Raw genomic sequence first — 17,345 nt, 5'->3', positions numbered from 1 at the left:
AACTAATTCGCTCCACAGACTGAGCCTGCAAAACTTGATTCCTGCCCATCGCCGACTCCAACTGCGCTGCCATAGCGTATTTTACCCGCAGCGGCCCCTACGAGATCGCAGGCAGGCCGACTCTGAACGGCCGTTGCATCAAATCGCTGTGTAGCCACCGTCGGCATTGATGCAGGCGCCCGTGATGATCGAGGCCCTGTCGCCGGCGAGAAAGGCGACGACCTGCGCGATCTCCTCGGGGCGGGCCAACCGACCAATCGGCTGCCGTACCAGCATCGCTTGGCGAGTGGCGTCCGGCAGCTTGGACAACAATGGCGTGTCTACATAGCCCGGAGACACACAATTGGCGCGGATACCCTGGCGCGCATAGGTTAGCGCCACCGAGCGCGTGAGATTGACGACCGCGGCTTTCGCAGCCGAATAGGCATTGCTGTTCTCTTGGCCGACATGGGCAAGAATGGATGCCATGTTGACGATCGCGCCACCGCCGGTCGCGAGCATGCTGCCTGCGGCGAACTTGTTGCAGATCGCCACGCCGGTGAGATCCACGTCGATCACGCGGCGCCAGTCGGCAAGATCGAGCTCATGGATCGGCGACTTGCGCTCGGGGATACCAGCATTGGCAACGAGGATGTCGAGCCGGCCGAACTGCGTAACGGCCCCCTGCATCAGCGCGGCAACCGAGGCCTCATTGGTGACATCGACCTGCTGGAAGACCGCCGCATGACCATCGGCGGCAAGCTCTGCCGCAAGCGCTGCGCCGCTTTCGGCGAGATCGCCGAGCACGACGTTCGCCCTCTCGACGGCAAACAGCCGTGCAGTCGCGGCTCCAATCCCGGATCCGGCGCCCGTGATAACGGCAACCTTTCCCTTGAGCAGCACTACACCCTCCCGTTCGGCCCGATTTACCGAGCTCAGCTCCGCTCGAAGCCCGGGCGCGCGATCAAGCCCATCGGCGTCCGCGTGAAACCGCCATCCACGACGATCTCCTCGCCCGCGATGTAGCTCGCGCGCTCGCTCGCGAGAAAGACGACCGCATCGGAAATGTCCTCGGGACGGCCGATGCGCCGCGCCGGAACCAGGGCCCGGCGTGCCTCGTGCACGCCCTGGGTCTGATAGATGGCCTCTGTCATCGGCGTGCGGATCATGCCCGGGCTGACAACGTTGCTGCGCACGCCGCGCGGTCCCCATTCGACCGCGAGCTGACGGGACAACATGACCACTCCGGCCTTGCTCACGCTGTAGGCGCCGCTGTAGCTCTGCGGGAACGTGGCCGAGATCGACGCGACATGGACGATGGCACCCGCGCCGCGCGCCAGCATCGGCCCACCAAAGACCCGCGCACAGCGCAGGTAACCTGTCAGGTTCAATGACAGAATGCGGTCCCAATCCGCCATGCTCGTGGTCTCGAGCCCGCCCGACAACATCGTGGCGGCATTGTTGACGAGGATTGCAGCCGCGCCGACCTTCGCCGCGACCTCGCTTGCGGCGCGCGCGACGCTGTCATCGCTTGTGACGTCGCAGGCGAAGAACTCCGCGCGTCCGCCATTTGCGCGAATCTCCGCGGCCACAGCCGCGCCGGTCTCGTCGCGGTCGAGCACGACGACGGTCGCGTCAACGGCCGCAAGACCAAGAGCGATTCCACGCCCGATGCCGGCACCGCCGCCCGTGACGACAGCGACTTTTGCCGAGAGATCGATCCACGCCATGCGGAGCTCCAAACGTTGGGAAGGCGACCGGCGCCTCAGGTGGCCAGGCCGGACAGGGACGGCAGCTCGATCCTGCGGATCAGCCGGTTCTCCTGGGCGACGATGAGATGCTTGGAGGCTTGCAGGTAGGCCGGCCAGTCCGGATCCTTGTCGCGCGCGGCGTGCCGGCGCTCGAACTCGCCCATGTCGGGGAACCCCCAGAGATGGACGATCTGGTTGAGCGGACCGACCGCGCTCGTGAACATGCCGAGCGGACGTCCCAGATATTTGAGTTGGACCGGCATCGCGAGCCGGTCGAACACCTCGATGAACTCCGCCATCTTGCGCAGGCGGATGGTGTAGACGCGCAGGTCGACAATGGCATGCTCGGTCATCGGACGATCTCCCGGTTGGCCCTCTCAGCTGCGAACGAGTGCGCAGCTTCCCTCTTCGAGCGGCCGGAATGCTTCAGCTGCGCTCAGCGTCGAGACCAGCCTGTAGACATCGCCGGTCGACATACTCTCCGCGGGCTTCTTCACCTCGAAGAGATAGGCCGGATGGATCTTGCGCCCGTCGGCGCGGATCGTGCCCTGGCCGAAGCAGTCGTCGTCGGTCGGCATCTTCTTCATCAGCTCGACCACCTCGCGGCCGTTGCGCTTGGCCTGCTCGACGCCGAGCTCCCTCACTGCCTTGAGGTAGTGCAGCACGCAGGCATAGTCGCCGGCCTGGCTCATGTTGGGATAGACGTTCGATGCCAGGCGCGGCTTCACCCGGTTCATGAAGGCGCGCGTTCGCTCATTGAGATCCCAGTAGAAGGTCTCGGTGAGCGACAGGCCCTTGGCCGTCGAAAGTCCCATGCCGAGGACGTCGGTGACATAGCCGACCAAGGCCGCCATGCGCGTGCCGCCCTGGTCCAGGCCGAACTCCTGAGCCTGCTTCAGACAGTTGATCAGCTCATTGCCGGAATTGGCAAAGGCGATCACATTCGCGCCGCTCGACTGGGCCTGCAGCAGGAAGGACGAGAAGTCCGAGGTCGAGCCGAAGGGGTAGCGCACCGAGCCGAGCACGGTGCCGCCCGCCGCCTTTGCGAATTTCGCCGCATCCGCCTCGGCTGCATGTCCGAAGGCGTAATCGGCGGTGAGGAAGAACCATTTCGAGCCGCCGGTGCGCACGAGCGAGGTCGCCGTCGAATGGGCTAGGCACCAGGAATCCCAGGACCAGTGCACGAGGTTGGCGCTGCAGCTCTTGCCAGTCAGGTCCGACGAGCCGGCGGTGGTGATCAAGGCAACCTTGTTCTTGTCCTCGATCAGATATTTGGCGCCAAGCGCGATCGAGGAGTTGCCGACATTCTCGATCACGTCGACACCATCCTGGTCGAACCATTTGCGGATGATCGCAAGACCAACATCGGCCTTGTTCTGGTGGTCGGCGACCAGGATCTCGACCTTGATGGAGGGATTGTCCGCCATGAATTCGGCGGCCGCCTGCTGCGCACAGGCAACCGTGGTGGGCCCCGACACGTCGCGATAGATGCCGGACATGTCGGTAATCACACCGATGCGGATCGTGTTGTCGGACTGCGCCCTGGCCAGGCGCGGCGCTAACGTCGTGGCGAGGCCGGCACCGACGAAATTGCGGCGTGTCATTTTCATGTCGTCTCTCCCTCACCCGCCCTGCCTTCCGGCATGGACCGTTGTTGATCGCGCTCGATGGTGTTGATCAGGCTTGCTGCCCGGCCAGATGACGGCCGGTGATGTAACCGAAGGTCATGATCGGCCCGAGCGTGATGCCGGCGCCGGGATAGTTGCCGCCCATGATCGAGGCGCGATCGTTGCCGACGGCATAGAGGCCCGCGATCGCCGTGCCGTCGCGGCGTACCACGCGGCCGACCACGTCGGTGGTCAGACCGTCGAACGTTCCGAGATCGCCCATGATGAGCTTCAGCGCGTAATAGGGCCCCTCGCCGATGGGGGCGACGTTCGGGTTCGGCCTGTGCTCGGCGTCACCGAGATAGCGGTTGAAGGCCGTCGAGCCGCGATTGAACGCGCGGTCGATGCCGTAGGACGCACCCTCATTGTACTCGCGCACCGTTGCTTCCAGACCGTCGGCATCGATGCCCACAGCCGCGGCGAGCTCGCGCAGTGTCACGCCGCGGCTCAAATAGCCGTTGCGCACGAAAGCGCCGACCGGGACGGGCGCCGGCTTGGCATAGCCGAGGCCGTATTTGCGGATCGTGGCATGATCGCAGATCAGCCAGGCCGCGGTCTCCTTGCCGCCCGCGCCATCAGCGATCATCGCGGCGCCGACGTCGTGATAGGAGTCGGACTCGTTGGTGAAGCGGCGTCCTTGCCTGTTCACCGCGATCACGCCGGGCTTGTAGCGGTCCACGAGGTGCGGAAACACGCCGGTGCGATTGCCCAGTGGCACGCGCGACACCGGCATCCAGGCCGCAGCGCTCGGAAAGCGGATGTCGCAGCTGCCGCCCGCCTCCTCCGCCATGCGGATGCCGTCGCCGGTGTTGGCCGACGGGGTCGGCGACAGATGCTCGCCGCCGCGGGCAAGGTGCGGATAGGCGCGCGCGATGCGCGCCTGATCGTGTGGAAATCCGCCACTCGCCAGCACCACCGCTCGGCGCGCCGTGATCTCGTACTCGCCCTTGGCGTCGCTGACGACCGCGCCCGCAATAATACCGTTTCGGACAATCAGCCGCTGTGCCGGCGTTGCCGTAAGCAGCGGAATTTCGAGGTCGAAGCCTGTCTTGGCAAGCCGCGCCGCCAGCGCATTGCCGCTGGTGACCTTGACCCCGCGGCGATAGCGCGCGAGATCCCAGAGATGGCTCGCAAGCCGTTTGGCGACGTACACTGCGGACGCGAGCGAGCTGGTCACACGGAAGAAATGCTTCAGCTCGTCGTTGGACGAGTTGAACATCATGCCGATGAAGGTGATCGTCTCGAGCGGTGGCCGCAGCCGGCGGACCTCCGCACCGAGCGCGCGAGCGTCATAGGGCGCCGCGGTCACCGAGCGGCCGAGCCTGGCGCCGCCCTCGACTTCCGGATGATAGTCGGGATAAGCCGACAGCACGAACTTCGCTTCGGTCTCCTTCTCGAAGAAATCGAGCATGCGCGGACCGGCATCGAGAAAGGCATCGATCGCCGCGTCGTCGAAGTGATTGCCGGTCTCGTGCTTGAGATAGATACGCGCTGCCTCGCGGCTGTCCATCACGCCCGCATTGCGCGCATGGCGATTGCCGGGAATCCACAGCACGCCGCCTGAGAAAGCCGTCGTGCCGCCGAAATAGACGTCCTTCTCGACGATGATCACGTTGAGCCCGCATTTTCGCGCCGTGATCGCGGTGGACATTCCGCCGGCGCCGGAGCCAACGACCAGCACATCGCACGACAGATCGCGCCCTTGTCCCGACATTGCCGCTTCCTCCCATGGCCTCGCCGCACCGTCGTTTCTTTGAGTCGGACGACACGTCGTCCTCTGGATAGGCGCGGCCGCGGGCGCCGCCAATGGACGAAACTCCTTTTGTATTGTACTTTTCATAAGTGCGGTGCAGCGGCGAGCAACGGCCGCCAAAGCCGCGGAGGGAACCGCAAGCATGATCCCGCACTACTTCTTGTACGAGGAGGCGGCTTCGAAGGTCGAACCGTCATTCCTCCATATCGAGCCAATTCCGGTGCGCAGCGGGCACCATAATTGGACAATCCGGACCCACACGCACCCCGACCATCACCAGATCCTGATGATCAGCAAGGGCGGCGGCGCCATCGAGGTCGAGAGCGTGAGTTGGGAGGTCTCGCCGCCGGCGCTGGTCATCATCCCGGCGCTGACGATCCATGCCATCCGCTTTAAGCCTGGCACCGACGGCTATGTCATCACCGTGGCACCGCCCTTCCTGCAATCCGCGCTCGATGACGCTGCCGATCTCGTCGACGGCTTTCGCGTGCCGGCGCGCTTCCTGCCGCAACAGATCGGCCGCGACATCGACCTTGTCGGGCTGTTCGCCGCGCTCGAGCATGAATTTGTCTGGTCGGCCCCCGGCCGCCGCACTGCCATCAAAGCCTATCTGCAACTGCTCGCGGTGACGGTGCGCCGGCTGCTCGAGCAGGAGCGCGTCCGCCCGGTCACCAGCGCGCGGGAGGCGGAGACGGTGATGCGCTTTCGCGAGCTCGTCGAGAAGCACTATCGCGATCATCCCTCACTCGATGTCTACGCGCGCAAGCTCGGCGTGACGGCGGCCCGCCTCAACTCCTGCTGCCGGATGACGACGGGCAAGTCCTCGCTGGCGCTGATAAATGATCGGCTGCTCACGGAGGCCAAGCGTAACCTGCTCTACTCCGATATGACCGTGAATGAGATCGGCGCCGCGCTCGGCTACGCCGATCCGGCCTATTTCAACCGCTTCTTCTCCCGCAATGTCGGCCTGTCGCCGGGCCGCTTCCGCGAGCGGATGTTCTCCAGCGAGATTCGCGCCGCTGCCGGCTGAGCCGGCACTGCGCAATCAGCCGGCGAGAGAGAACACCAGGCCCTGCCGCTCGAGTATCGCGGCGCCTTCGTCGATGTCCTTGAGCGGCTGGTCCGACAGGATCTCGAGAACGATCCTGCCGTCATAGCCGCGCTGCCGCAATAGCGTGGCGATGGCCGCAAAATCGATCTCGCCCGAGCCGATCGGATCGTGTCGCCACTGCGCCTTCGGGCTATCCGACAAATGAACGATGCGGAGACGGGGCCACAGCGCCTTGAGCCCCTCGACCGGATCCTCGCCGATCGCAACGGCATTGGCGACATCGTAGATCACCGGCATCCCGGCATAGCCTTCGACATCGAGAAAGCGAACGATATCGGCGGCGCTGGCGAGCAGCCCCTGCGGATGGTTTTCGAGGATGATCGGCACGCCGGCGCGCTCCGCCTTGTCGTGAATGCGGGCGAAAGCGTCGCGAAAGCTCACCATCAACCGATCGTTGGCTTTGGCGAGCAGCGCATGCCGGCGTCCGGAGCCGACGCAGATCCAGCGGGCGCCGAGCTCGGCGGCGCGATCGATGGCGGCCGAATAGGCGTCTACCGCGAAATCGACCACGTGCGGCGCCGGGCTCGCAAGATTGATGTCGCTGCTTGCAAGATCGAGCGCGAGTAGCGAGAGGCCATGACCTTCGAGAGCGGCGCGGATCCGCCGCGTCCGCGCCGCATCCTCGCGCCAAGGATCGAAATGCGGCGGCGTCGCCATGAGCTGAACGGTGCGATAGCCGGCTGAGGCGAGCCGCTCGATCGCCGCGTCGGCAGCGCAGTCCCAGGCAAAACCGAACGTGTGGGCACCGAGCACCGGCAGCGTCATGATGCGGCCCGATACTGCTCGACGGTGCGGCGAATGCCGGCGCGCAGCGAGGTCGCGGGCAGATCGGGAAAGACGCGGCGCAAATCGCCCTCACCGATGTCCTCGGCGAAGGGCAGCACCGGTCCGTCGATGCCGATCTCCGCATCGGGCACGACGGCGCGCACCGCGGCGACGACGTCGTCGTTCGACACCATCTCGCCCGGCAGGTTGAAGACCAGCGCGCCGTCGGGCTTGCGGCGGAGCGCCGCCACATAGGCCGCGACCACGTCGTCGACATGAACGAGGCCGGCCGTGCTGGCATAGGGAATCACATAGCGCTCGCCGCGCGCCGCCGCGCGGCAGGCGAGCGAAGGTCCGGCCGTCAATCCGGTTTCGCGACCAAAGCCGTAGACGATATAGGGGCGGAAGCCGACGCTTGCGATCCCGTGGTCCGCCCAATAGGCCCGCGCGCTGCCCTCGCAGGCGAGCTTGAAGGTGCCGTAATGGGTAATCGGGCGCGGCGTGGTGTCGTCATCGGGGCCGTAGACGCCAGCGCTGCTGGTGAACACGATGCGGCGGATCCCCAGCGCGCGCGCCGACTCGAAGACGTTCAGCGTTCCAACCAGGTTGATCATCGCGCCGCGGATCGGGTCGTCCTTGCAGGCCGGCGTCAAAATACCGGCGAGATGAACGATTGCGTCGCAGCCCCCGGTCGCCGCGCGCACAGCCCGCGCATCGGCAATGTCGCCGCGCCGCCATTCGACGGCGGCAGCAGCCGGCCCGACGATCCGCTCGAACTGCGCGCTGCGCGCGACCGGCTCGAACACGACGAGACGATGGCCATCGGCGGCGAGCCGCCGCGCCAGCCATGCGCCGATGAAGCCGCCGCCGCCCGTGATCAATATCTGCATGGCCATCGATGTCCGCGCCGTTCAGGACGCATTCGTGTTGAAGAAGCTGCCGTGCTGGCCCGCGCCATGGAGGCCCGGCGAGGCGAGCGTCGCCATCGAGAGCTCCTGCGCGGTCTGGAGCAGGGCCGGCACCAGCGCGAGCATCCGCTCTTCGGTGAGACGGATATGAGGGCCGGCGATCACGACCGCGCCGGTGACCTCCCTGGTCTTGGGATGGCGGATGGGCGCGGCGGTCGCGCTCATCCAGGGCGTATAGGTCTGTAGGCAGATGCTGACGCCGCGCTTGCGGGTCTGGCGCAGATATTTCAGCAGCGCCGGCCAGCTCTCGGGTGCGCGCGGACCATAGTCCTTGCGCAGCCCATAGCCCTGCTTGTCCACCAGCGTGCGCGCATCCTCGTCCGACAGGCACGACAGCCAGGCATGGCCGCTCGCCGAGCAGGACAGCCGTCCCACCTGCCCCATGTCCGGGTCGTAGCGCAGTCCGGAAGGCGATCCTTGCGCCTTGGCCACCCAAACGAGCTCACGACCATCGATCATGGCGAGACGCACAAGCTCGCCGCTCTCGCGCGCCAGGCGATCCAGCAGCGGCTGGGCGAAGTCGGTGATGCCGCTGCCAGCGAGGAAGGTGAAGGCAAGCGATGCGACCTTGGCGGTGAGCTGGTAGGCGCCCTGCTCGCGCTCCTGCTTCACATAGCCATGCTCGATCAGGCTCGTCAGCACGCGGTGCGTGGCGCTGCGCGGAATGTGCAGCGAGTCGGCGACCTCGAACAACTGCATCCCGCGAGCATTCGTCGCGAGCAGCTCTAGCACGCCGAGCGTGCGCTCCAGAAGGCCGCTGGGTGCATCGACGGGATCCGAATTCTTCAGCATCAAGGCAGCATCCTGATTCACAATTCCATCTCCTGATCAGGCTGTACTATCTGACCGGTTTTAGCGGCTTTGTGAACTGCCAACGTCGCCCGCAGGGTCAGCATGCCGTCGCGGGCGGAAATCAGCGGCGCTTCCTGTGCTCGGACCACCCGCGCCAGATGATCGATCTGCGCCAGGTAGGGATCGCCGCGCTCGAAATGAACCGAGCCGCGCGAGATCGGGACAAACCAGCTTTTCGCTGACGAATAGTGCCAATAGTCGAGCGTCGGCAGCGCCAGCGCGCCTTCGGTGCCGCTGAGGAAGTGCGTCTGCACCGCGGCCGGCTGCGGCGGATAGTTTGGGCTCTCGCCGCTGGCGAGATCCCAGCTCCAGGGCGAGGCCGCGGTGTCGCTCAGGTTCAGCGTGACCAGCGCGCCATTGATAAGCCGCAGCAGGACGGCGGCGCTGTCCTCGACCGCAAAACCGCGCACTGCGTTGGACGAGATGGCCTGGACCGAGCTGATCTCGCCGCACAGATGGCGGACCAGATCGATCTCGTGGATCAGATTGATGAGCACCGGCCCGCCCCCAGCCTCGCGCCGCCACGCCACCTCGAAGTAATCGGCGGGCTTATAGAAGATGGAGAGCACGGTGGCGTTGGTCAGGCGGCCGAGCGCGCCCTCCGCGACCATCGCCCGTGCCCGCCGGATGATCGGATTGTGCCGTCGATGATGCCCGACGAGGACGGGCACGCCCGACCGTTCCGACGCCGCCGCAATCGCCTCGGCATCGGCAAGCGTGCTTGCGATCGGCTTCTCGACCAGCGGCACGATGCCGCGCTCGATGCATGCGATGGCGAGCTCACGATGGGTCGCGTTCGGCGTGGCGATGATTGCCGCCGCCGGCTTCACCTCACGCAACAGATCGAGCGGGTCGGCGTAGCAGCGCACGCCGAGGCCTTCGGCGTAAGCTCTTCCTCCGGCTGAGGGTTCGGCAATCGCAGCGAGCACGCAACTGTCCGACCTGCGCATCGTTTCGACATGCTCCCGCCCAATCGCGCCAGCGCCGATCACGCCAACCGCGGCCCTGGTCATCTCCGTCCTCTCCTTGATCTGCGGTTGCTCGCTGACCGCCCTTAGCACGCGTCGTCTGCAATTGGAATTGGATTCTAGTTTTGCGATTTTGAGATTGGAATCCAATTCCAGTCATGCTACGGGCTGCCCCTGCAAGAGCCGCATGCACGGCCCGCCGGCAACGACTGGCTCAAAATAGGGGAGGATCGACATGACGGAACCTACGAAGACTTGCGCGGCCACAACCTTGCACATCGGCCGGCGCGGCCTGTTGCTGGGCGCCACGTCGCTCGCCGCCTCGCGCCTCGGCATGCCCTATGTCGGCAACGCCGCGGCGGCCGAGCCGATCAAGATCGGAATGATCTGGGCGAAGACCGGCTCAATCGTCGACCAGGCGGAATATCTCGCCCAGGGCGGCATGCTCGCGCTCGAGCAACGCAACAACACGCTCCTGGGGCGGCCGGCCGAGATCGTCTGGCTGGACGAGCCCAATCCGCAAGGCGCGCAGCAGAGCGCCGAGCGCCTGGTCGGCGAGCAGAAGGTCGTCGGCATGGTGGGCGGCGCGCTGTCGTCGTTTGCGCTCGCCATCTCCTCGGTCGCCAAGAAAGCCAAGATCCCTTACGTCGCCGCCAACGCCGCCACCGGCGACCTGACCGGAAAATCCTGCAACAAGTACACGTTCCGCCTGCAGCCGCCGGTCGACGTGCACGCTCGCATCCTTGCGCCCTATTGCGCCTCGATCGGCAAGAAGTGGTACCTGCTGACGGCGTCCTACGCCTTCGGCCAGGACATCAAGCGCGCCTTCACCGACTACATCACCGCTAATGGCGGCACAGTGGTCGGCGCCGACGAAGTCCCGGTCGGGACGCCGGACTATTCGTCCTTCATCCTGAAGATCCGCGCCGCCAAGCCCGACGTCGTGATCGGCGGCATCGCCGCCAGCGACCTCACCACCTTCCTCAAGCAGTGGAACGAGCTCGGCATGAAGGGCAAGATTCCCTTCGCCGAGATCTCGGTCGGCAATACCGATCTGTGGGGCGTCGGCCCAGAAGCCGCCGACGGGCTCTACACCATCACCTGGTGGTACAAGAATCCCAACAATTCGCCCGAGGAGCAGGCGATGGCGGCGGCCTATGAGAAGAGACACAACCGCCCCGCCGCCGACAAGGCGTGGATGGGCTGGCTCGGCATGAAGAGCCTGCTCGATTCCATCGAGATGGCGAAGTCGACCGAACCCGGCGCGATCGTCCAGGCGCTCGAGGCCTGGAAATATCGCCGCGGCGACATGGACGTCGGCTATCGCGACTTCGACCACCAGATGACGAGCCGCCTCCTGGTCGCCGGCATCCATCCGAAGATCAGCGACAAGTGGGACTATTTCGACGTCAGGGCCGAGTTGCCGAAGACGCCGGACGAAATCGCAAAGGCCTTCGGTTCGTCGGCCGACAGCGCCTGCAAGATGGACACGCTCTGACATCGCTCACGGCGGCGCGATGTCGGCGCCTGTGCCTTCACATCGCGCCTCGTTCGCCAACAACGGATGACGCCATGCTCGATATGATCCTGTCGCAGGCCGTCAATGGCCTGGTGCTGGGCTTTCTCTACGTGCTGATCGCGATCGGGCTCTCGATCATCTTCGGGATGCTCGGCATCGTCAATTTCGCCCACGGCGCCTTCTTCGCGGTCGGCGCCTATCTCGCCTATGCGCTCGGCAAGGAGTTCGGCTGGTGGGCCGCTCTTGCCGCTCCGCTTCTGACCGGCGCGATCGGCGTCGTCGTCGAGATGGTTCTGATCAGGCATCTCTACGGCAAGGAGCCGCTGCTCGGCCTGATCCTGACCTTCGCGCTGGCGCTGCTGGCCGAAGCCGTGCTGCGCCTGATTTTCGGCGGCGCCCCGGTGCCGTTCTCGGCGCCCAAATTCCTCGCGGGCTTCGTCGAATACGGTCCGATCCTGATCACCAAATACAGGATGTTCGTGCTGGTGACGACCGTGCTCGTGCTCGTGCTGTTCTGGGCGTTCCTCGCCTACACACCCTACGGCCGGATCATCCGCGCCGGATCGCGCGATCCGGAAATGGTCGGGCTGCTCGGCATCAACCTGCCGATCGTCTTCACCGGCGTGTTCAGCATCGGCTGCCTGCTCGCCGGGCTCGGCGGACTCCTGGCCGCGCCGCTCTGGACCATCACGCCCTCGATGGCCGCTGGCGCCATCATGCCGGCCTTCGTGATCGTGACCATCGGCGGCCTCGGGTCCTTCGAGGGCGCCATCGTGGCCGGACTCCTGGTCGGCCTCACCACCGCCATGACCATTCAGTTCCAGCCGGAATGGTCCGGCGCGGCAATGTACATCCTGATGGCCGCCATCCTGCTCGTCCGTCCGCGTGGACTGTTCGGTGAACGCTGGGAGAGGTTCGAGTGACACTTCTATCCATGCTGCGCCATCCGGCGCTCGTCGTTGCGTTCGTCCTCGCTGCGCTGACCGCGGTCTGGTCGCTGCTCGGCGCGCCGATCTCGCTGATCACGCAGATCGCGATCTACACGCTCTATGGCGCCGGGGTAAATATGCTGGTCGGCTATACCGGCCTCGTGCCGTTCGGCGCCTCGGTGTTCTTCGGGTGCGCCAGCTATGCGGCCGCGTTCTTCGTCCTTGGACGCTACGGCAACGACCTCGTCTCGCTGGTCTTCGCGACCGTGTTCTCGGCCCTGCTCGCGCTGGCGATCGGCGCCGTCATCCTGCGCCGCAGGGGCCTGTACTTCTCCCTGCTGACCCTCGCCTTCTCCCAGATCGCCTTCGAGGTCGCGTTCAAATGGACCGCGGTGACCGGCGGCGAGAACGGATTGCAAGGCGTTCACCGGACCAGCTTCACCACCGCCTGGTCGTTCCACGTTTTCGTCGTGGCGGTCACCGTGGTCTGCGTGTGGCTGCTCTGGCGGATCGCCCACTCGCCCTTCGGCCGCGTGCTCCAGGCGATCCGCGACAACGAGCAGCGCGCGAGCAGCCTCGGCTACAACGTGCACCGCTTCCGCCATGGTGCGCTGATCCTGACCGGCACCTTCGTCGGCCTCGGCGGTGCGCTGCTGACGCTGATGCTGGAGGGCGTCTACGCCAACAATCTGAGCTGGCAGCATGCGGGCGATTCCCTACTGATGACGGTCCTAGGCGGTGTGCATCACGTGCTCGGGCCGTTGTGGGGCGCGATCGCCTTCATCATGCTCGAGGACCGCCTGTCGGCGGTGACGGAGAACTGGTGGCTGGTGTTCGCGCCGATCCTGATGCTGTTCGCACTGACGTCCCCGGAAGGCATGCAGGGACTGTGGCAACGGCTGTTCGGCCGGCAGCGCTGGACCCTGGTGCGTCCCGACATCCCGCAGCGCCCCGACATCATCGCCCCGTTCGCGAGCAGCACCGCCGGCTTCGAGCGCGGCAAGCTGTTGTTGCAGACCTTCGCCCTCAGCAAGAATTTTGGTAGCCTGGTGACAGCCAGGAGCGTCGACCTCGAGGTTCGCAGCGGCGTGCTCCACAGCATCATCGGGCCGAACGGCGCCGGCAAGACCACGTTCTTCAACATGCTGTCCGGTGCACTGAAGCCGAGCGGCGGAAGCATCGCCTTCGACGGCACCGACGTGACGCGGGCGCCCATGCATGTCCGCGCCCGCCTCGGCATCGGTCGCTCGTTCCAGATCCTCTCGATCTTCCCAAACCTCACCGTGTTCGAGAACGTCCGCGTCGCGGTGCAGGCTCAGCGCGCGGGATCGGCCCGGCTGCTCGCCAACGCCTACGCTGTCGACGCGGTGAACGCGCGGACATGGTCGATCCTCGACGCCGTCGGCCTTGCCGACGCAGCGGCCGAGCAATGCGTCAATCTCCCACACGGCGCCAAGCGCCTGCTCGAGATCGGCATTACGCTCGCGATCGATTCCAAACTGCTGCTGCTCGACGAGCCGCTGGCGGGCCTCGCGGAGGCCGACCGTGTCGTCGTCGCCGAGCTGATCAGAAAACTCGCACAGAGCCACGGCGTGCTGCTGATCGAGCACGATATCGACCGGGTGCTCGCGATTTCCGACCGCATCTCAGTCTTGCATCAGGGGCGGATGATCGCCGACGGCAGGCCTGCCGAAGTCGCCGCTAATCCGGATGTGATCGCGGCCTATCTCGGCGCCGCCAAGGACGGCGCGCAGGCCCCGCCGCCGGCGGTCGAGCGCATCGCACACGCCCGGGCTGCGCCCCTGCTCGTCGCGAACGGCGTCTCTGCGGGCTATGGCGGCAGCACGGTGCTGGAATCCGTCGATCTCACCGTGCACGCGGGCGAAGCCGTCGCGCTGCTGGGCCGCAACGGCGTCGGCAAGACGACCCTGCTGCGCAGCCTCAGCGGGACTCTGATGGTGAGCGGCGGCGACATCCTGTTCGATGGCAAGCCGCTGACGCGTCTCAAGCCCTACGAGATCAACCGGCTCGGCGTATCGCTCGTTCCCGAGGGACGGCGACTGTTCCCCAATCTGACGGTCACCGAGAATTTGCAGCTCGCGGCCCGGGCAGGCGGCATTGGACTGAACGGCGCGTTCGAGCTGTTCCCGCGCCTGCGCGAGCGCCGTTCCGCCAAGGCCGAGAACCTGTCGGGCGGCGAACGCCAGATGGTTGCGATCGCACGCGCGCTGATGGTGCCGAGCAAGCTGATCCTGCTCGACGAGCCTTTTGAAGGCCTCGCCCCGGCCGTCGTCAAGGAAGTCATGGATGCTCTCATAAAGCTGCGCGGCAAGGTGGCGATGGTCATCGTCGAGCATCACGCCGAGCTCGTGCTGCCCATCGTCGACCGTGCCTATGTGCTGGTGAACGGCCAGATCGCTTTCACGGGCGATGCGGCCGTGCTGGAACAGGACCATGAGTTGCAGGCTCGCCTGCTCGGCGTCGTACAGGCCGAGCAGGCAGAGGCCCGCGGAGCGGCATAACAAGAAGAGAACGAGAATGATCAGCCTCAACCTGACCGGCGCGACGCGCCTCAACGTCATCGTCGGCGATCCCATCGCACAGGTGAAATCGCCCGGCGGCGTTACCAAAGCCTTCGTCGATCGCGGCTATGACGGCATCCTGGTGCCCGTGCAGGTCGATGGCGCCCATCTCGAAGGGCTTCTCAAGGCGCTGACGGAGGTCCGCAATCTCGACGGCATCATCGTCACGGTCCCGCACAAATTTGCCTGCTTCGCATTCTGCGTCAGCGCGACCGAGCGCTCGCGCCTGCTGGGCTCGGTCAACATCATGCGGCGGCGGCCGGAAGGCGGCTGGCATGGCGACATCGTCGACGGACTCGGCTTCGTCGGCGCGGTGCGCGCCAATGGCGGCGAGCCCTCCGGCAAGCGTGCGCTGTTGGTCGGTGCCGGCGGCGCGGGTTCGGCCATCGCCATGGCGCTGGTCGAAGCCGGCGTGCACTCGCTTGCAATCCATGACAGCGACACCGCGCGCCGGGATCAGTTGATCGCCAAGCTCAAGACGCTCGGCCGGGCCGAGATCTCAGCAGGCATCGCAGACCCGTCCGGCTTCGATCTGGTCGCCAACGCGACGCCGCTCGGCATGCGCGCGGGCGATCCCTATCCGGTCGATGTCTCAAAACTCAACTCTGAAACCTTCGTCGGCTGTGTCGTCACCAGCCCGGCGGTCTCGCCGCTGGTGGAAGCGGCCCGGCGGCTGGGAAGCCGGACCTCGACCGGAACCGATATGTACAATGCGCTGCAAAGCTCGATGATCGACTTCCTGCTGACGCGCGACGGAGCGAGGTAAGGCCATGTTCAGAACCATCGACGCGATTTCCAACGGCGGGCGCTACGACGTCGTCGTGATCGGCTCCGGCGCCGCCGGCATGGCGGCTGCACTGTTTGCTGCGATCGAAGGACGCAAGGTTCTGGTGGTCGAACGCACCGAATATGTCGGCGGCACCAGCGCATTGTCGGCTGCCACCACGTGGATGCCGAATTCACATCATTCCAAAAGCGTCAACCCCGACGACAGCCGCGAGAAGGTCCGCAAATTCCTCGACGGCGTGGTCGGCAACTATTCCGCGCCGGCGATGCGCGAGGCCTTCCTGGACAGCGCGCCCGAAGCAGTCGCGACGCTCGAAGCGAGCAGCGAGGTCAAGTTCCGACCCTACGCGACCCATCCCGACTATGAGCAGCAGTGCGAAGGCGCGACCATGCGCGGCCGCGCGCTGGAGCCCGTGCCGTTCGACGGGCGCAGCCTCGGCGCCGATCTCGACAAGATTCGGCCACCGATTCCGGAGTTCACCATCTTCGGCGGCATGATGGTCGACCGTACCGACATCGGTCATCTCCTCGCCATCCGCAAGTCCGCGCGCTCCCTTGCGCACGCGGCGAAGATCCTGGCTCACTATGCCGGCGACCGGCTGAGAGGCCGGCGCGGATCGCGCCTGGTAATGGGTAACGCCCTGATCGGCCGCTTCCTGGCGTCGCTCAACGCGCGCGGCGTCGACATCCTGCTCCGCACCGAGGTGGAGGATCTCGTCACGGAGAACGGCACCGTCACCGGCGCTGTGCTGAAATCGGGCACAACCACGCGTCGCATCGCCGCGTCCCACGGCGTGGTGCTTGCCGCCGGCGGCTTTAACCGACATCCGCAACGGCGCAGCGAATTGTTGCCGAAGGGCGAGACCTACAGTCCCTCGGGGCCCGGCCACACCGGCACGATGCAGGACATCGCGCTCAGGCTCGGCGCGCGTCTTGGCGAAGGCAATCTCGACAGTGCGTTCTGGGCACCGGTCTCGATCCGTCGGCGCGCCGACGGCAGCACCGCTAGCTTCCCGCATTTCGTCATGGACCGGAGCAAGCCCGGCACCGTCTGCGTCGACCAGACCGGCTGCCGCTTCGTCAACGAATCCGTATCGTACCACCTGTTCGGCCGGGCGATGTTCGAGCACGACAAGACCGCGCCATGCATTCCCTGCTTTATCATCACCGATGCGGCGGGCCTCGGCAAATACGGCCTCGGGATGGTGCGCATGGGCACGCGCGACCTCGCGCCTTATCTGGCCGACGGTTACCTGACCGCAGGCGCGACGATCGCCGAGCTGGCGGGCAAGATCGGCGTGCCAGCGGCGAACCTCGAAGCCACGGTCGCGGCAATGAACCGCTATGCCGTGAGCGGCACCGACACGGAGTTCGGCCGGGGCACCACGCCCTATCATCGCGTCAACGGCGACGCTTCGGTGGATCCCAATCCGACGCTCGGCCCGATAGCGACGGCACCCTACTACGCCGTGCGGCTGTATCCTGGCGACATCGGAGCTGCGACCGGTCTCGTGATCAATGAATGGGCGCAAGTGACGCGGGCCGACAACAGCCCGATCGCCGGCCTCTATGCCTGCGGCAACGAAGCCAATTCGATCATGGGCGGCACCTATCCCGGACCAGGCATCACCATCGGCCCCGCCATCACCTTCGCCTACCGCGCGATCCGTCATGCGCTCGGCGAGACACAGGCGCGGCGCGCCGCGTGAGTTCGA

At 65.9% G+C, this 17,345-nt stretch carries 15 protein-coding genes; 6 read left to right on the top strand and 9 right to left on the bottom strand.

Translation table 11 applies throughout. From position 1 onward, the window contains the following. Positions 1 to 138 precede the first annotated feature (138 nt). The 5 genes from chcB2 to SE92_RS00635 all read right to left on the bottom strand — a co-directional run bounded on the left by chcB2 (position 139) and on the right by SE92_RS00635 (position 5,111). On the bottom strand, positions 139 to 882 hold the full coding sequence (gene chcB2 / locus SE92_RS00655; RefSeq protein ID WP_063194009.1) for a cis-4-hydroxycyclohexanecarboxylate dehydrogenase: 744 nt from the start codon (positions 880 to 882) through the stop codon (positions 139 to 141). 32 nt (positions 883 to 914) lie between these two features. Then, positions 915 to 1,709 carry an SDR family NAD(P)-dependent oxidoreductase gene (locus SE92_RS00650; protein WP_063194008.1) on the bottom strand — a complete coding sequence of 265 codons (795 nt, stop codon included), beginning with the start codon at positions 1,707 to 1,709 and terminating at the stop codon, positions 915 to 917. Between the two features lie 35 nt (positions 1,710 to 1,744). Then, positions 1,745 to 2,083, bottom strand: a complete 339-nt coding sequence (locus SE92_RS00645; protein ID WP_063194007.1) for an NIPSNAP family protein — start codon at positions 2,081 to 2,083, stop codon at positions 1,745 to 1,747. Between the two features lie 24 nt (positions 2,084 to 2,107). Beyond that, positions 2,108 to 3,340, bottom strand: coding sequence for an ABC transporter substrate-binding protein (locus SE92_RS00640; protein ID WP_063194006.1), 1,233 nt, complete (start codon positions 3,338 to 3,340; stop codon positions 2,108 to 2,110). A gap of 67 nt (positions 3,341 to 3,407) precedes the next feature. Next, positions 3,408 to 5,111: an FAD-dependent oxidoreductase gene (locus tag SE92_RS00635; protein WP_063194005.1), complete on the bottom strand. Its 1,704-nt coding sequence runs from the start codon at positions 5,109 to 5,111 to the stop codon at positions 3,408 to 3,410. 181 nt (positions 5,112 to 5,292) lie between these two features. On the opposite strand from SE92_RS00635, the gene SE92_RS00630 reads away from it, so the two are divergent. After that, positions 5,293 to 6,180 carry a helix-turn-helix domain-containing protein gene (locus SE92_RS00630; RefSeq protein ID WP_063921196.1) on the top strand — a complete coding sequence of 296 codons (888 nt, stop codon included), beginning with the start codon at positions 5,293 to 5,295 and terminating at the stop codon, positions 6,178 to 6,180. Between the two features lie 15 nt (positions 6,181 to 6,195). On the opposite strand, the gene SE92_RS00625 is transcribed toward SE92_RS00630, so the two are convergent. From SE92_RS00625 to SE92_RS00610, 4 genes are read right to left on the bottom strand one after another with little or no spacing between them, the layout of a single operon-like run. Further along, on the bottom strand, positions 6,196 to 7,026 hold the full coding sequence (locus SE92_RS00625; RefSeq protein ID WP_063194003.1) for a sugar phosphate isomerase/epimerase family protein: 831 nt from the start codon (positions 7,024 to 7,026) through the stop codon (positions 6,196 to 6,198). Beyond that, positions 7,023 to 7,916 carry an NAD-dependent epimerase/dehydratase family protein gene (locus SE92_RS00620; RefSeq protein WP_063203268.1) on the bottom strand — a complete coding sequence of 298 codons (894 nt, stop codon included), beginning with the start codon at positions 7,914 to 7,916 and terminating at the stop codon, positions 7,023 to 7,025. The genes SE92_RS00625 and SE92_RS00620 overlap by 4 nt, the downstream gene beginning before the upstream one ends. A gap of 21 nt (positions 7,917 to 7,937) precedes the next feature. Continuing rightward, a complete protein-coding gene (locus tag SE92_RS00615) occupies positions 7,938 to 8,786 on the bottom strand; it encodes an IclR family transcriptional regulator (protein ID WP_063203267.1) in 849 nt (282 codons plus the stop codon). 17 nt (positions 8,787 to 8,803) lie between these two features. Further along, on the bottom strand, positions 8,804 to 9,859 hold the full coding sequence (locus tag SE92_RS00610; protein ID WP_063194002.1) for a Gfo/Idh/MocA family protein: 1,056 nt from the start codon (positions 9,857 to 9,859) through the stop codon (positions 8,804 to 8,806). Positions 9,860 to 10,049: 190 nt separating this feature from the next. Here SE92_RS00610 and SE92_RS00605 point away from each other — a divergent pair, with 190 nt between their 5' ends. The 5 genes from SE92_RS00605 (at position 10,050) to SE92_RS00585 (ending at position 17,339) form a co-directional block, all read left to right on the top strand. Further along, complete coding sequence (locus tag SE92_RS00605; protein ID WP_063194001.1) at positions 10,050 to 11,312, top strand: ABC transporter substrate-binding protein; 1,263 nt, start codon at positions 10,050 to 10,052, stop codon at positions 11,310 to 11,312. Positions 11,313 to 11,386: 74 nt separating this feature from the next. Then, positions 11,387 to 12,256, top strand: a complete 870-nt coding sequence (locus SE92_RS00600; protein WP_063194000.1) for a branched-chain amino acid ABC transporter permease — start codon at positions 11,387 to 11,389, stop codon at positions 12,254 to 12,256. After that, a complete protein-coding gene (locus tag SE92_RS00595) occupies positions 12,253 to 14,784 on the top strand; it encodes a branched-chain amino acid ABC transporter ATP-binding protein/permease (RefSeq protein WP_245324397.1) in 2,532 nt (843 codons plus the stop codon). The genes SE92_RS00600 and SE92_RS00595 overlap by 4 nt, the downstream gene beginning before the upstream one ends. 16 nt (positions 14,785 to 14,800) lie before the next feature. Then, the gene (locus tag SE92_RS00590) at positions 14,801 to 15,610 is read left to right on the top strand and encodes a shikimate dehydrogenase family protein (protein WP_063193998.1); all 810 of its coding nucleotides are present in this window, start codon (positions 14,801 to 14,803) and stop codon (positions 15,608 to 15,610) included. Between the two features lie 4 nt (positions 15,611 to 15,614). Further along, positions 15,615 to 17,339 (top strand): FAD-dependent oxidoreductase, encoded by a 1,725-nt coding sequence (locus SE92_RS00585; RefSeq protein WP_063193997.1) that lies wholly within the window; start codon positions 15,615 to 15,617, stop codon positions 17,337 to 17,339. Positions 17,340 to 17,345: the final 6 nt, after the last annotated feature.

The organism is Bradyrhizobium sp. AT1 (assembly GCF_001590795.1).
Lineage (GTDB): Bacteria > Pseudomonadota > Alphaproteobacteria > Rhizobiales > Xanthobacteraceae > Bradyrhizobium.
The sequence above is the reverse complement of the archived record's forward strand: the minus strand, read 5'-3'. Positions and strand labels throughout refer to the sequence as shown.